Raw genomic sequence first — 15,917 nt, forward strand, 5'->3', positions numbered from 1 at the left:
GATCCGGGAAGTGACAGCGCGCTGCATAGCTTTCCTGCGGCTGCCTGCCAAGTAATACTGACTTTCTGACCGGTCTCAGGGCGCTGCCCTGAAACCCGGCAGGGAGCGCGGCTCCCTGCGCCCTGACTTAATTAAACAAAATGGTTTGCAAAGGTCGCGACCTTTGCCGGGTCCGGGCAGAGCCCGGCTTAAACCTTGCCGCTTATCGGGTCCGATTTTGTACAGCCGCCCCTCGCAGATATAGTGAGCCACGCTTTATTTCTCCGGCGCGCGAGGTGTTCATGCGGGATTTCCGCTCCCTGTACCGTCACGGCTTTGCCCGGGTCGCGGCCTGCACGCTGCCGGTGTCGCTGGCTGATCCGCACACCAACGCCCTGCGCGTGATCGACTCCCTGAAAACCTGCTCGGAAGAGGGCGCTGTGCTGGCGGTGTTCCCGGAACTGGGACTGTCGGGTTACGCGATCGACGATCTGCGACAGCAGGACGTGCTGCTTGATGCGGTGGAGCAGGCGGTGGCCACGGTGGCGGAAGCGACCGGAACCCTGCTGCCGCTGACGCTGGTTGGCGCGCCGCTTCGGCATGGGAACGCGCTTTATAACTGCGCGGTGGCGATCCATCGTGGTGAAATTCTGGGCGTCGTGCCGAAATCCTATCTCCCGAATTACCGGGAGTTTTATGAGGCGCGCCAGTTTACCGCCGGCGCCGGCATAAAAGGCGAGACGATCCGGGTCGCGGGTACGGAAGTGCCGTTCGGGACCGATCTGCTGTTCGAGGCGCAGGATATTCCCGGTTTCCGGCTTGGCGTGGAGATCTGCGAGGATGTGTGGATTCCGCTGCCTCCCTCAACGCTGGCGAGCCTGGCCGGAGCAACGGTGATCGCCAATCTGTCGGCCAGCGATATCACCGTCGGCAAGGCGGAAGAGCGGGACATGCTGTGCCTCTCGCAGTCCTCACGGTGCCACGCGGCCTATCTCTACGCGGCAGCGGGAGAAGGCGAGTCGACGACTGACGTGGCGTGGGACGGACAGGTTTCGATCTTTGAAAACGGGCGGAAACTGACTGAGAGCGAGCGGTTTCCGACCGGCGCGCGGCATGTGATGGCGGATATCGATCTGGACCTGCTGCGTCAGGAACGGATGCGGATGACGTCGTTCGGGCACAACGCGGAGGCGCTCGGGGCGCTGGCCGCTCCGGCTGCATGGCGGCGGATCACGCGCCGGTTCTATCCGCCGGGGCGCGATCTGGGACTGCGGCGCGAGGTGGCGCGGTTCCCGTTCGTGCCGGCGGATGCGGCGCGGCTGGAGCAGGATTGCTACGAAGCCTGCACGATTCAGGTCTCGGCGCTGCGGCAGCGGATGGCAGCGAGCGGCGCGAAGAAAATGGTCATCGGCGTGTCGGGCGGGCTCGATTCGACCCAGGCGCTGCTCATCGCGGTGCGCACGGCGGATGAACTGGGCCTCGGACGGGATGCGGTGCTGGCGTTTACGATGCCGGGCTTCGGGACCAGTGAGGAGACGCTGCGCAACGCTCATGCCCTGATGAAGGCGCTGGGGGTGACGGCGGAGGAGATCGATATCCGTCCGGTGGCGCGGCTGATGCTGGAGCAGATGGGCCATCCCTTCGCGAAAGGCGAGGCGGTGTACGACATCACGTTCGAAAACGTGCAGGCGGGACTGCGGACGGATTTTCTGTTCCGGCTGGCCAATCAGCGTGGCGGCATCGTGCTGGGCACGGGCGATCTGTCGGAGCTGGCGCTGGGGTGGTGTACCTATGGCGTGGGCGACCAGATGGCACATTATAATGTGAATGCGGGTTTGCCGAAGACGCTGATCCAGCATCTGATCCGCTGGTTTATTTCCTCCGGCCGGTTCGACGCCGAAGCGGGCGCGATCCTGCGGGCCATTCTGGCGACGGAGATTTCACCGGAGCTGGTGCCGGCGGGAGCGGATGGCGCGGTGCAGAGCACGGAGGCGACGATCGGGCCTTACGCGCTGCATGATTTCACGCTGTTTTATGTGCTGCGCTACGGGTTCCGGCCGTCGAAGATCGCTTTCCTGGCGGAGGTTGCCTGGCGGGATAAGGCGGCAGGCGCCTGGCCGCCCGGTTTTCCGGAGACCGAGCATCGGGCCTACGATCTGCCGGTCATCCGGCACTGGCTCGGCGTGTTTCTGCGGCGGTTCTTCACGACCAGCCAGTTCAAGCGCTCGGCCATGCCGAACGGGGCGAAGGTCATGGCTGGCGGGGCACTGTCGCCGCGTGGCGACTGGCGGGCTCCGTCGGACGGGAATGCGCGGGTGTGGCTGGAGGAGCTGGAGCGGAATGTGCCGGGGTGAGCGGTCGGCTCCGGCAAACGTAACAAATGCCGTACAGTCAGCGTACAGCGGAGCGCCCTGAAGCCACAACAGCGCCTTCACAAACCTTCCTCAAACAGACCGTCGCGTTTCCCGGCATTGCGCGGTATGACGGCATCCGCCGTGCCGCACCGGTCTGCGGCCATCGGGATAAAGGGGGAGCCCGCACGCATGTCTGATTGTCTGTTCCAACGCTACCGCGCGCATGTCGTGGATGTTCTGCGCCGTGTGGTGCCGGGGATCGGGGACGATATTCTGGCCCGCGTGGAACTGACGCCGACGCGCGATCCGGCGCATGGGGACATGGCGACGAACGCGGCGCTGCTGGCGGCAAAGCCGGCGCGGCGGAAACCGGCGGATATCGCGGCTGAGCTGGCGACCGGGCTGCTCGGGATCGACGGCATTACACGGGCGGAGGCGGCGGGGCCGGGCTTCGTCAATATCACATACGACCCGGCCGTGTTTCAGAGCGTCATTCCGGCGGTGCTGGGGGCAGGGGAGTCCTTCGGGGACTCAAAGCTCGGACACGGAACACCGGTGAATGTCGAGTATGTGTCGTGCAACCCGACCGGGCCGATTCACGTCGGTCATTGCCGTGGCGCAGTGGTGGGCGATGCACTCGCCAATCTGATGGAGAAGGCCGGGTACGGCGTCACCAAAGAGTTTTATATCAACGACGCCGGGGCACAGGTGGCGGCGCTCGCCTGGGCGACATACTGGCGGTATCTCCAGGCGATTGGCGCCACGCTGACCGAGGAAGAGTTCGACGCGCTGGTACCGGGCGGCCTGCAGTATAAAGGCGAGTATCTGATCCCGATCGGGCAGGCGCTGGCGGAAGCGCACGGCACGGCGCTGGCGGAGGACGGATCGCGCCCTGCTGCGCCGGATCGCTGGTTCACGCTGGTTCGCGAGTTCGCGGTGGCCCGGATGATGGAGGGCATTCGTGAGGATCTGGCGGCGCTGGGCGTGGCGCACGGTGTATTCACCTCCGAGGCGAAAGTGCTGGCGGATGGCGTGACGGACCGGGCGATCAGCGCGCTGGAGGGTAAGGGCCTGCTCTATGAAGGCGTGCTGGAGCCGCCGAAGGGCAAGCTGCCGGAAGACTGGGAAGCGCGGCCTCAGACCCTGTTTAAGTCCACGGGGTTCGGGGACGACGTGGATCGTCCGCTGCGGAAGTCGGACGGGTCGAATACCTATTTTGCCAACGATATCGGCTACCATCTGAACAAGGTGGAGCGCGGCGAACAGGTGCTGATCGACGTGCTGGGCGCGGATCACGGCGGTTATGTCAGCCGGATGAAGGCGGCCGTGCGGGCGCTGACCGATAACCGGGTGCCGCTTGAGGTCGTGCTATGTCAGATCGTGCATATCGTGCGTGACGGACAGCCGGTAAAAATGTCGAAACGGGCCGGAACGTTCGTCACATTGCGGGATCTTCTGGACGAGGTGGGCCGGGATGCGGTCCGCTTCACGATGCTGACGCGCAAGAGCGACGCGCAGATGGAATTCGATCTGGATGCCGTCGTGGCGCAGACCCGCGATAACCCGGTGTTCTATGTCCAGTATGCTCATGCGCGCTGTCGTTCCGTTCTGCGGGCGGCGGAAGAGATGCTGGGCGCGGAGGCCGTGAGCGTGGCCGCTCTGAGCCAGGTGACGCTGTCTGATCTGACGGCGGATGTGGAGCTGGGACTGCTGCGGCGGATCGCCAGCTGGCCGCGCACGGTCGAAAGTGCGGCGCTGGCGCGTGAGCCGCATCGGATCGCGTTCTATCTTGGCGATCTGGCGGCGGATTTCCATGCGCTGTGGAACCGGGGCCGTGATGATGCGGCGCTGCGCTTCCTGCAGGCGGACGCGCCGGAAGCAACGCTGGCGCGTGTGGCGCTGGTGGCGGCTACGGCGATGACGCTGCGGTCCGGACTGGCTGTGATGGGCGTGGAGCCGGTAGAGGAGATGCGATGACAGAGCGCGACGATACACCGCCGGACCCGCACGCGGACCGGCTGAGCCGGGCCCGTGAGCGGATGAGCATGGATTATGATGATCCGCCGCCGTCGCGCCGGGAGACGAAACGGAAATGGTGGGAACTGGGACCGGCTCTTGCAGGCGATCCCACAACCCGGCGGCTGACCTACGGCGCCTTTGGCCTCGGAGCTCTGCTGGTTCTGGGCGTGGGGGGATGGACGCTGTTCGGCCACCATCAGAGCGGAATTCCCGTCATCGGACCGCCGCCGGAACCCATTCGCGACAAACCGGCCGATCCGGGAGGCATGGAGCTGGACGGGGCGATGGCGCCGGCGGATGTCCCGGCGGGTGCGGCGCGTCTTGCGCCCGGACCGGAGCAGCCTGATCCGGCGGCGCTGGCGGCCCGTTATGGCGGAAAGGCGAAGGAAGACGCCGGAGAAGCAGATTCCGCTCCGGCTCCGGCCGCGGCTGGCGACGCCGCTGCGCCTGCTCAGGGAAAGGAAGACACCGGCAGTGCGACGCCGGCTGCACCCGAGGCTGCGCCGGCATCGGAGAAAGCTCCGAAAGCAGAACCGGCGCCGGTGCGGGAAGCGACTCTGCCGCCTCCTGTTCCGGTGACGAAGAAAACCGCATCGGCAGAAGCCGATACACCCGCAGCGCCGAAGGTACCGGAAGCCCCGGTCGCGGCTGCGACCGGACCCTACGGCGTGCAGCTCGCGGCCGTGGATTCTGAGGCTTCGGCACATAAGGAATGGGAGCGGGTGACGGCTATCTCGCCGCAGCTTTTCGCCGGACATTCCCCGCTGATCGAGAAGGTCGTGCACAGCAATGCGATTTTCTACCGGCTGCGCATGCGCGGGTTTGACAGTGTTGCGGCGGCTCAGGCGTTCTGCGTGAAAATTCGTGAACATGGACATGCCTGCAACCCCCTCCGTCCCTGAGACCGGACCGGAGACTGAAGGACAGGAGACCGCGCACCGGTCTCCGCTTCTGCATCTGGACGGGTTCGATGGTCCGCTCGATCTGCTTCTGGATCTGGCGCGGGCGCAGAAAGTCGATCTCGCACGGATCTCGATCCTTCAGCTTGTCGAGCAGTATCTGGCGGTTGTGGAATCGGCACAGTCGATCCGGCTGGAACTGGCGGCGGACTGGCTGGTCATGGCCGCCTGGCTCGCATGGCTGAAGTCGCGCCTGCTGCTGCCTCCGGAAGAAGGCCCTGACGAGGAAGCGGAGGACGCGGCGGAGCTTCTGGCGGCGCGGCTGGAGGAACTGGCGCGGATCAGCGTGGCGGCCGGATGGCTGGCGGAGCGGCCGCAGCTCGGCCGTGACGTCTTCGCCCGTGGCGAGAGCGAGACACTCGTGGAGATCGATCGCTCCGGTCTGGCGCTGGATGTGCCGCAGCTGATGCGCGCCTATATGGCAGCGATCCGCCGCACGGTGCGACATCGCATCTACACGCCCCGGACGATCCGGTTCTGGACAGTGCAGGACGCGCTGAGCCGGCTGAAGCGCCTGCTGGGCGATACCCCGCCGGGCTGGAGCGCACTGGACGCCTTCATGCCGGATCTGCCGGAGCCGGCGGATGAGCGGGAGGCGGTGCAGGTCCGGCGGGCTGCGATGGCCGGCACGCTGATCGCCGGGCTGGAGCTGGCAAAAAGCGGGATGCTGGAACTGAAGCAGGAGGAGGCTTTCGGGCGCATTATGCTCAGGCCGCAGGACGCAGAGAACGGAAAGACGAACGCGGAACCGGAGGCGGCTGCATGAGTGACACGGACGTGACGCCGGAGATCCCGGAGGCTGAGGTGTCGGAGGATATCGCCGTCGTTCTGCCGGAAGACATGGCGGCGGACAGCGCGGCGCCAGAAAATACCATCACAGAGGAAGCCGCGCCGGTCGCCGCCTGGTCGCCGGAAACGGACCCGCCTTCCGCCCAGGCGGTGCGTCTGGCCGAGGCGCTGATTTTCGCCAGCACCGAGCCGGTCAGCCCCCGCACGATTCTCTCGGTGCTGGAAGGACGCGCGCTGATCCCGGATGCCGTGGACGATCTTGGCGCCTATGTCCGGGCCGTGCTGGCGGCGCTGGTCACACATTATGAAGACCGGGGCGTCGGGCCGGTCGAGGTCGCCGGCGGGTGGCAGTTCCGTACCGCGCCTGATCTGGCGCCGCTGCTGACGCGGGTGCTGCCGAAGCCGCGACGGCTGCAGCGGGCGACGATGGAGACGCTGGCGATCATCGCCTATCACCAGCCCTGCACACGGGCGGAGATCGAGGAAATCCGCGGCGTCAGCGTCAGCCAGAGCGCGCTGGATACGCTGATCGAGGAATCGCTCGTCGCGCCGCGGGGTCGCAAGGAAGTGCCGGGGCGGCCGGTTCTGTGGGGGACGACGCCGGATTTCCTGCGGCATTTCGGGCTGAAAAGCCTGAATGATCTGCCTCGCCGTGAGGAACTGCTGGGCGATATGCCGACCTCGCCGAAAATCCCGGTCAGCGGCGCGACGGATCTTCTGGCGCAGAAGCCCCGGGAGAATGGCGATGATGACGACGACGTGGAAGACGGTGAGATTGTGTGCGAAACCGCAGCGGGCGAGGCTGGTGAAGAGGCCGCACCGGAGGATGCTGTGCCGGAAGGAACTGCGGAACGGGCCGGTCCGGATGAATGAGCTGTTTCGTCAGCCGGTTTGACGGCGGGACGGGTCATGATAGGTCTGTCTCCGGCTCCGGCGGTGTCGCCGGATTTGCTGAGATATGAAGTGTGTCCGCGCCTGACGGTGGTCTCCGGCATTTTGCCGGGATCGCGGGGCGCTGCTGGTGCCGGCGGGAACAATGTTTGATTTTGCCTGGTCGGAATTCGCGCTGATCGGGGTTGTGGCGCTTCTGGTCATCGGCCCGAAGGATATGCCTGTCGCGATCCGGACCGTGGCGCGGGCCGTCCGCAAAGCGCGGGGGCTGGCGGGCGAATTCCAGTCCCATGTCGATGAGATGGTTCGTGAAGCCGATCTCGGCGACGTGCGCGATCACGTCCGGAGTCTGCGGAACCTGGATGTGCGCGGGAAGATCATGCGGACCATCGACGAGGATGGCCGTCTGCGTCGGTCGCTGGACGATCCGATGGTGCATCAGCCGCCGCTGATCGGCTCTGCGGTGCAGCCGGAGGCGACACTCTCCTCGCCTGACGGGGGCACGGGGACTGAACCGCCATATCTCGTTCCGCCTCCGGCCAGACCGGCGATCAGCGCGGTTTCACTGGGAAGCCCGGATACCGGTGCGGATATGACTGCCGGCATGACGGATGTTCCGGCCTTTCTGCCGCCTTCGGTCGCCCGGCGTGTCGCGTCGGGACGCCGGCATATGATGCAGACGCCGGCCATCCTGCCTCCCGCCCGGGTTCTGCACGGCAACCGGCGCGTGGCGCCGTTCGAGACGCCTGTCCGGGCGCCGCACGCTCAGGAGGAGCGCGGGTGACTGCGAAGCTGAAGGAGGACGCGTCCTGAAAGACGATCCCATCCAGGACGAGCCCATGCCGCTGCTCGATCATCTGATCGAGCTGCGCCGCCGCCTGATCTGGTCCGCCGTGAGCTTCGCGCTGTGTTTCGCGCTCTGCTACCACTATGCTGGCGATATCTACCTGTTTCTGGCGAAGCCTCTTGGCGACATCATGCGCCAGAAGGGAGAGCAGCCGCATCTGATCTACACAGCGCTGTACGAGGCGTTTTTTACTTATATCAAGGTAGCAATTTTCGGCGCGGCGTTTCTTTCGTTTCCCGTGGTGGCGGTGCAGGCATGGATATTTATCGCGCCCGGCCTTTACCGGTCCGAAAAGCGGGCCTTCGCGCCGTTTCTGATCGCGACGCCTATCCTGTTCCTGCTTGGTGCGGCGCTGGCATATTATTTCATCTTCCCTGTCGCCTGGCGGTTCTTTCTGTCTTTCCAGACGTCTGGCGGAGATGACGGGCTGCAGATTCAGCTTCAGGCCAAGGTGTCGGAATATCTGGCGCTGGTCATGAAGCTGATCATGGCGTTCGGCATCGCGTTCGAACTGCCGGTGGTCCTGACCCTGCTGGCCAAAGTCGGCATCGTGACCTCGGCGCAGCTGAAAAAAATGCGGCGTTATGCGATTGTCGGCGCGTTTGTCGCAGCGGCGATCCTGACGCCCCCGGATGTGATCACGCAGACCGGCCTGGCCGTTCCACTGATCATACTTTACGAAATTTCCATCATATCGGCGCGACTTGTCGAACCGAAAATCACGCCTGACACAGAAGACAAAGAGGCCCCCTGATGCACGACATTCGCGCTCTCCGCGCTGATCCCGACGGTTTCGACGCCGATCTGGCCCGCCGTGGACTGGAGCCGGTGGCGGCGTCCATCCTCACCCTCGATGAGGAACGCCGGGCGGCGCAGACGGCGGCGCAGGAGCGGCAGACCCGTCGTAATGCGCTGGCGAGAGAGATTGGCGCGATAAAACGTCAGAAGGGTGACAGCACGGCCCTGGAGGCCGAAGCCCGCACGCTCCGCGAGGAAATGGAGCAGCTCGATGCGAAGGCGCAGGCCCTTGATACAGAAGTGAAGGCGGCGCTGGCGGTCATTCCGAACCGGCTCGACCCGGTTGTGCCGCCCGGCGCGGACGAGACCGCCAATGTCGTTGTACATGAGCGTGGCGTGCGGCGGAACTTCGCCTTCACACCGAAACAGCATTTCGAGCTCGGCGAGGCGATGACGCAGAACGGCCTGCCGCAGATGGATTTCGGTACGGCCTCGAAGCTGTCCGGTGCGCGCTTCGTCCTGCTGCGCGGTGGGATCGCCCGGCTTGAACGTGCGCTGGGACAGTTCATGCTGGATCTGCATGTGAATGAGCATGGTTACAGCGAAACACAGGTCCCGGTTCTGGTGAACGAGCCGGCCATGTACGGCACGGACAAGCTGCCGAAATTCGCCGATCAGTCTTTCTGCACGCAGGAAGGGTTCTGGCTGGTGCCGACGGCTGAAGTGCCGCTGACGGCGTCCGTCATGGGAGACATTCTGGAGGAGGCGCAGCTGCCGCTCCGTATGACGGCGCTGTCGCTGTGCTTCCGTTCCGAGGCCGGGTCCGCTGGCCGCGATGTGCGCGGGATGCTGCGTCAGCACCAGTTCGAAAAGGTCGAGATGGTGTCCGTCGTCGCCCCGGAAGACAGCGAGGCCGAGCACGAGCGGATGACGGTCTGTGCCGAGCGTGTTCTGGAACTGCTCGAAATTCCATTCCGTCGGATGGCGCTTTGCGCGGGCGACACCGGTTTCGGCGCGGCGCGGACGTTCGATCTGGAAGCATGGCTGCCGGGACAGCAGGCGTGGCGGGAAATCTCCTCCTGCTCCAACACGCGGGACTTTCAGGCGCGGCGGATGAATGCGCGTTACCGTCCTAAGGGCGGCGGCGCGCCGGTCTTTGTCCACACGCTGAACGGGTCCGGCCTGGCCGTGGGGCGGACGCTGATCGCGGTGATGGAGAACTGGCAGAACGAGGATGGCAGCGTGACGGTGCCGCCGGTTCTGCGTTCTTACATGGGTGGTGTGGAAAGGCTGGACTGAGGTTTCTCCACAGAGCTCCGCCCTGAAACCCGTCAAAAAGTCTCGAACCTCTCGAAACAGATCTGTTTTAATAAATCGGGGTGCAGGGGTCTGCGGTCCCTCCCGGGTCCGGGCAGAGCCCGGCTCTCTCCCGGAAATCAGCTCCATAAGCCCATATTTATGTGTTGGTTCCGTGCTGTGCCGCCCCTGTGCGCCGTGATATAGGCTGAAGCCTTTGGGGACAGGCAGAACCTGGTTGTCCCGGGTTTTGTCGGCAGGTGTTCCGGATGGCTGTTTCTGAACGGGTGAATATCGCCCGGGTGTTGCGCGTCGGCGGCGTAGACGGGCGTATTTCGAGGTGGGGCAGGCTGTTTCTGTTCGCGCTGATGGCCAATGTCCTGTTCATCGTCTTCTATGCCGTTCTGGCACAGCATTTCGGTGGCTATTCACAGGCAACCTGCCGGTGGGACTGCGGCTGGTATATGAAAATCGTCCGGGACGGTTACGATACCCGGCTGCCAGCACCCGGTGATCCTTATCGGAATTATGCCTTTTTCCCGGTATTTCCGCTGACAGTATATTATGTTTCGCACCTGACCGGAATTGTCGATCAGTTTGCTGCTGATATCGTCAATAATATTGCATTCTGTTTTACGCTGTTTGTATCGGCTTTGTACATCAGTAAAAAATTTGGTGGAAACAATACGTATTTTTATGTCCTTGTATTTCTCTCTGCTCCGTTCAGTATCTATTTTCACTTTCCTTATTCTGAATCGTTGTATGGCCTGTTTCTGATTTTATTTCTGTTCTTCTTTTATCGCAGGGCATATCCCGTTGCTGGCCTGGCGGGACTGTTTTTATCCGCGACCCGGCCGACCGGCGCGCTTGTGATCGCGACCGTCTGCTGTATCGAATGGCTGACGATCTGGCTTTCGGAAGAGCGGCCGTTCCGGATCACCGAAGGACGTGTGCGCCGCTCCGGGGCTGTCCTGCTGGCGGCGGTCATCAGCAGTGCCGGCATTTTCTCTTATATGACGTATCTTCATTTCCACGTGGGGGATGCGCTCGCCTTCAAACATATCGAGGCGGCGTGGGGACGCGAGTTCATCAATCCGGTGACGCGGGTGCTGCTGGCGCTCCGGAGCCATGACATGACGGCCGACAGCTTTGTTGTGATGACCATGCCGCAGTCAGGCTTATCTGGCCTGGGCTGCCATTGTCGCATTTATCCTGATCTTATGTGGGTTTTGCAGGAAGTTCTGGATTGAGTCCTCGGTCATGCTGGTCACCCTGTATACGGCGACCAGTTCGGGACTTGAGGCTCTGCCGCGCTTTATGTTCGCCAATCCCGTGATGCTGTGCATGATTGCGCGCTTTCTGGATTTTCTGCCGCGTGAATTCGCGCTGCTGGTCCTGATCCTGTTCGGGATGACGCAGGCAGTTTTTGTCATTCTGTGGTACGGGGCTGCTGCGTTTCTGACCTGAACGATTTTGCCGCTCCCGGCATAACGTCCGGTTAACGGAATCCGGCCATAATCGGCGTGCAATGCGTCGCGTTCTTTTCCCCTTCCCGATGGTTCCTGTCTGTGTGGCCGCAGTTTGTATGGCCGGCTCAGGCGCCTCGGCTTTTCCGCTTGCGGGCGTAGCCGGAATGCCAGCGGTGCCCCGGAATGATACCGCCGGCGTACTTCCCGCCAGCCCGCCATTCCCGGTGGGTGCGATTCCGGCCACCATGTCCGCTGACAGCGCCACCGCAGCGGGAGCTTCGGAGAATGTCATTTCCCCCGGTGATACCGGGCTATGTGCTCAGGCAGCGCTTTCTGCCGAGCGCGCTGCCCGTATTCCTGACCAGTTTCTGGTGGCGATGGGGCGTGTCGAGAGCGGCCGCCATCTTCAGAATGGACAGTTCGTTGCCTGGCCATGGACGGTCAATGCTCAGGGCAGAGGTTATGTGTACGGCACGAAGCAGCAGGCTGTCGAAGCGGTAAGAGCCTTTCAGGATCAGGGAATCCGTTCGATCGATGTGGGATGCCTGCAGGTCAATCTCCAGCAGCACGCGGATGCGTTTCCGTCGCTCGAGGCGGCGTTCGACCCCATGACCAATGCGCGATATGCAGCCCGCTTTCTCGCAGATCTGTTCACGCGTACCGGAAGCTGGCCGCGGGCTGCGGCGGCGTATCATTCCTTCACGCCAGAGATCGGCACGGCCTATCAGTGGAAAGTGCTGGAATCCTGGGCGATGCCAGCCGATGGCGGGCGCGGTGTTATTCCCGTGTCCCGGAACAGTGCGCATGTTACGCCAGTGCAGCGGACGTCCCAGCCGGTCGTGGCTTCTGCAACCCGTGCCGGGGCGGCGGCCCTGGCGCCGGCGCAGAGCACGTTTCATCCCGGTATGCATGGTTATAGCCCGCCGCCATCGCGACCGACGACAGCAGGCGGCATGGGGCGTACTCTGGCATCCTATCGCGCCAGTCCGGTCCACATGATTCGTCAGGCGATGATGATTCCCGCCCGCTTCTGATAAAGGGTGTCGGGGATACGGTTTTCTGTTCTGTGCCTGCCTCAGGACGTGATTTGTAAAAGTCGACGGCACGGAAAATATCTGAAGTTTCTTAAGGGAAACCATCCAGTGATGTGATTCCACCAGTTCCCGGCTGCTGTTCATGGGACAGTGACACCTGATATCCGAAACAGCGTTTCAGCATCGTTTCCTGCTTGGGTTTCATGAACGTCCGATCCCGAGGCTGAGCAGGTAGTTGCCGTGTTCAGAGACGGTTGCTTAAAAGTGGCAAGTCTTTTCGCAGGTTACTGACGTAACGCAGGGTATGTTCCGTGGTGAGGAAATCGCAGTTATCATCGGCTGGCGAGAATCACTCTGGTTCAGATTTCGTAGCACACCCGCCCCGAAAGCGGTTTTGAAAACCAGTTTACAGGATGGTTTGTCAGAAACCGGGATTATATAGTCCGTCACCAGAACGTACTGACGGATATTTCAGGCAAAATATGACAGAAATTACCGATGACAGATCGATGCACGGCATATTCCCGATGAACTTACCTGATAGCGCTGTAAGGCCGCTGGAAATGACGGTTCCGTATCGCTTGTAAAGCAATGGAAAGGCCAGACGTTCAGGCGTCCGCCGTTACGGGTGCCAGCGCTCCGCTGGCCGGGGCTTCGGCAATTTCACGGCTCGGACGCCCGATGAAATATCCCTGCACAAAGGAGCAGCACCGTTTTTCGAGATAGGAAAGCTGCTCCGGCGTCTCGATGCCTTCTGCAACGATATCGATTCCGAGACCCTTCCCGAGCGACAGAACGGCGTCGACAATGGCGGCGGAGTGCGGTTGCTGCAACATGTCGCGGATGAAAGAGCGGTCGATCTTGACCTTATCGAACTGGAAATCCCGGAGATAACTCAGGCTGGAATAGCCGGTGCCGAAATCATCCATGACCACGCCGGCGCCCAGGCTGCGCAGGCTGCGCAGAATTTCCATATTCTGTCGTCCCTGCTGAAGCAGCGTGTTCTCAGTAATCTCAATGCTGAGCCTGACCGGATCAAGACCGGCGTCGCGCACCGCTGCCGTTATGACTGCCGGGAGATCAGATGTGGAGAATTGCAACGGGGAGACGTTGACGGAAACGCCCAGTCCGTTGCGCCAGCCTGCGGCATCGGCACAGGCCCGCCGGACCACCCATTCGCCAAGTTCCGCGATCAGCCCGCATTCTTCCGCGACACCGATGAACTGATCCGGCGGAACGCGGCCTCGCTCCGGATGCTGCCACCGGACAAGCGCCTCATAGCCGGTCAGACGATGGGTGCGCGTGCACATGATGGGCTGATATTCGAGAAAGAATTCGTTCCGGTCGAGCGCGCGGCGGATTTCCTTCTCCATCCGGAACCGGTCCTGAATGGACGAGTCAAAATTGTAGTCATACTCCCGCACACTGCCACGGCCGGCCTGTTTGGCGGCGAGCAGGGCGACGCCCAGACGATGCAGCAGGGCTTCACCGTCCACGGTATCGCGATCGGAAACGGCAAAGCCGACACTCACAGAGACGGGCATCGTATCCCGGCCGTCATCCGGCGTGATTCTGAGCTGCTGTGCGAGTTCCGCCGCGAATGCGGGCGGGTTCCGGCCGTCCGCCGGGAAAGCGACGGCAAATTCATCACCGGCAATACGCGCGATAACAGCGTCTTCCGGCACAAGGCGACCTAATGCCACAGCAATGTGGGCGAGAACGGCGTCGCCGGCGGCGTGCCCGCCGGTTTCGTTGATATTCTTGAAGCGATCGACATCGATCAGAAATGCGGCAATTCTTGGCCGCATGTCACGCTGCCGCAGCAGATCGGTCAGTCTGGAAACGAAGAAAGGACGATTGCCGATTCCGGTCAGCGGGTCCTGGAAGGAGATCGCTCGCATCGCGGCTTCCGCTTCCTTGCGTGCCCGAAGATCGACGATCGCCAGAATGGTGCGGTCCCTGCCTTTCCATGTCGCGTTGCGGGCGTAGACTTCGACCGGAATGGCCTGGTCCATGCCGGTGACCAGCCGCATCTCCCGAGGCTTTTCATCCGCGATCAGCAGTTTCAGAGCATCACCGGAAACCAGGTCCGGCAATGGAACGGCCAGCAGGCCTGTATCATGACATGACCAGGAAACGAGTTTCCGGAATGCATCGTTCGCATCCAGGATGTGCGTGCCGTCCGTCACGACAAGCCCCTCGATCGCCGCATCCGCGAAGTTACGGGCGCGCATATTGTCTTCCTGCCGCCGCTGGCCTGCGCGATATTCGAACCCGAGAAAAATGAGAGCGAGCATCAGGAAGGTCATGGTGCCGGTGATCACCATCCCGGCTAGAGGGACCGAAGATGGATTCGTCCCCGTCCGGCCCGCCATCATGGCATGCATCGGCGCGTCGGCCGGAGTTCCGAGGAAATGCAGCGCGCAGACCCCGAGAATCCAGGGAAGGGCGGCCATGACGCGCCACGGCCCCCGCTGGCGGCGGAGAAGCAGCACGCCGGCGTAAAACAGGATAAACCCAGAGCACAGTGAGCCGGCGACGTGGGCAGCACCCATGGCTGGCAATGTGCCGCCATTCATTGCACTGATGCCGATATAATGCATTCCGCCGACCGCAGCTGTCATGACAAGGGCTGTCAGCGGTGAAAGCGACCGTCCCGGCGTCCGTCTTTCGATCCACCATGCCGCGAAGAAGATCACGAACGCCACGACCATGGAGAGAACGGTCAGAGCAGGATCGTAGCTGGCCTCCAGGGATGTGCCGGGAGAAGGCATGGCCAGGAAATGCGTCGCCCATACGCCATTCCCGGCTACGGCCGCAGTGAGAAGCAATCGTTTGATGCGTTGCGTACCGCCCACGATGGCTGCCCGGCAGAGCATCGTACTGACGATCAGCATCGACATGGTGCAGAGTGCGAGAGCACCAATGAGCATACCCGGGTCATAGTTACTCAGATCGGGCAGAGCGCTGTGCATCGAAAAATTTTCCTGGTCCCGGGAGGGGAACAGGGTGCCGTGCAATTATCACTCAGCCGTTAACAAGCTGCGAAATGCTTGTTGCGGATTTTTTTGCAGACCGAAGTGGCAGATTCTCCTTATCATTCTATCAAGGAGAATCGTCGTGATCTGCGGAAAACAAGTTTCTCAGTGTACAGGGGAAACCTGATCAAATGCTTCTTCGAAAGACTGAAGCAGTTCGGAGGCATTGCAATACGCTATGACATCCTGGAATCAATCTTCCTGACTTCTGGCCAGATGGTCTCTGTAATCGTCAGCCATTAACTGACGATCTGCCTGCCTCCTATGCAGAGATACAGTTCACAAGTATTAACCATCTGTAACTTAACTACCGGCAGGATAGCTGGCCCGAAGTATCTGATCAGTAAAAGATGACGGCTATAATTACAATATAAACACCCTAACATCTTAAGGTAGAGGGTGTTATGCACCTTGAGCGAGTATAGCGGCGTTTCTGAGCATGAAACATGCGAAAGCGACGACATGGAGACTTGCGAGGGTTGAAGCGTAACGCTCGTAGTCCTT

The 15,917-nt window shown here is 62.2% G+C and carries 13 protein-coding genes and 1 pseudogene; 12 read left to right on the forward strand and 2 right to left on the reverse strand.

Annotated features, from left to right (window positions below; genetic code table 11):
• Positions 1 to 281: 281 nt before the first annotated feature.
• The 12 genes from GOB93_RS18495 (at position 282) to GOB93_RS18550 (ending at position 12,375) form a co-directional block, all read left to right on the forward strand.
• Positions 282 to 2,333 carry an NAD(+) synthase gene (locus tag GOB93_RS18495; RefSeq protein WP_173584915.1) on the forward strand — a complete coding sequence of 684 codons (2,052 nt, stop codon included), beginning with the start codon at positions 282 to 284 and terminating at the stop codon, positions 2,331 to 2,333.
• A 26-nt stretch (positions 2,334 to 2,359) separates the two neighbouring features.
• A complete protein-coding gene (locus tag GOB93_RS18500) occupies positions 2,360 to 2,530 on the forward strand; it encodes a hypothetical protein (RefSeq protein ID WP_173584916.1) in 171 nt (56 codons plus the stop codon).
• Complete coding sequence (argS, locus tag GOB93_RS18505) at positions 2,523 to 4,310, forward strand: arginine--tRNA ligase (protein ID WP_173584917.1); 1,788 nt, start codon at positions 2,523 to 2,525, stop codon at positions 4,308 to 4,310. The genes GOB93_RS18500 and argS overlap by 8 nt, the downstream gene beginning before the upstream one ends.
• Positions 4,307 to 5,254 (forward strand): SPOR domain-containing protein, encoded by a 948-nt coding sequence (locus tag GOB93_RS18510; RefSeq protein ID WP_173584918.1) that lies wholly within the window; start codon positions 4,307 to 4,309, stop codon positions 5,252 to 5,254. Before argS ends, GOB93_RS18510 begins: the two co-directional genes overlap by 4 nt.
• Positions 5,223 to 6,077, forward strand: coding sequence for a segregation and condensation protein A (locus GOB93_RS18515; protein ID WP_173584919.1), 855 nt, complete (start codon positions 5,223 to 5,225; stop codon positions 6,075 to 6,077). Before GOB93_RS18510 ends, GOB93_RS18515 begins: the two co-directional genes overlap by 32 nt.
• Positions 6,074 to 6,973 (forward strand): SMC-Scp complex subunit ScpB, encoded by a 900-nt coding sequence (gene scpB / locus GOB93_RS18520; RefSeq protein ID WP_242010909.1) that lies wholly within the window; start codon positions 6,074 to 6,076, stop codon positions 6,971 to 6,973. The genes GOB93_RS18515 and scpB overlap by 4 nt, the downstream gene beginning before the upstream one ends.
• 163 nt (positions 6,974 to 7,136) lie before the next feature.
• Positions 7,137 to 7,775 (forward strand): Sec-independent protein translocase protein TatB, encoded by a 639-nt coding sequence (tatB, locus tag GOB93_RS18525; protein WP_173584920.1) that lies wholly within the window; start codon positions 7,137 to 7,139, stop codon positions 7,773 to 7,775.
• A gap of 55 nt (positions 7,776 to 7,830) precedes the next feature.
• Positions 7,831 to 8,592, forward strand: a complete 762-nt coding sequence (gene tatC, locus GOB93_RS18530; protein ID WP_173584921.1) for a twin-arginine translocase subunit TatC — start codon at positions 7,831 to 7,833, stop codon at positions 8,590 to 8,592.
• Positions 8,592 to 9,875, forward strand: a complete 1,284-nt coding sequence (serS, locus tag GOB93_RS18535; RefSeq protein ID WP_173584922.1) for a serine--tRNA ligase — start codon at positions 8,592 to 8,594, stop codon at positions 9,873 to 9,875. The genes tatC and serS overlap by 1 nt, the downstream gene beginning before the upstream one ends.
• Positions 9,876 to 10,141: 266 nt before the next feature.
• Positions 10,142 to 11,122 (forward strand): hypothetical protein, encoded by a 981-nt coding sequence (locus tag GOB93_RS18540; RefSeq protein ID WP_173584923.1) that lies wholly within the window; start codon positions 10,142 to 10,144, stop codon positions 11,120 to 11,122.
• Between the two features lie 10 nt (positions 11,123 to 11,132).
• On the forward strand, positions 11,133 to 11,339 hold the full coding sequence (locus tag GOB93_RS18545; RefSeq protein ID WP_173584924.1) for a hypothetical protein: 207 nt from the start codon (positions 11,133 to 11,135) through the stop codon (positions 11,337 to 11,339).
• Between the two features lie 166 nt (positions 11,340 to 11,505).
• Positions 11,506 to 12,375, forward strand: a complete 870-nt coding sequence (locus GOB93_RS18550) for a transglycosylase SLT domain-containing protein (RefSeq protein WP_408742419.1) — start codon at positions 11,506 to 11,508, stop codon at positions 12,373 to 12,375.
• Positions 12,376 to 12,983: 608 nt separating this feature from the next.
• On the opposite strand, the gene GOB93_RS18555 is transcribed toward GOB93_RS18550, so the two are convergent.
• Positions 12,984 to 15,350, reverse strand: coding sequence for a bifunctional diguanylate cyclase/phosphodiesterase (locus GOB93_RS18555; RefSeq protein WP_173584926.1), 2,367 nt, complete (start codon positions 15,348 to 15,350; stop codon positions 12,984 to 12,986).
• A gap of 465 nt (positions 15,351 to 15,815) precedes the next feature.
• Positions 15,816 to 15,917: pseudogene (locus GOB93_RS18560) on the reverse strand (IS5/IS1182 family transposase); the annotation flags it as partial.

The organism is Acetobacter musti, assembly GCF_011516835.1.
Lineage (GTDB): Bacteria > Pseudomonadota > Alphaproteobacteria > Acetobacterales > Acetobacteraceae > Acetobacter > Acetobacter musti.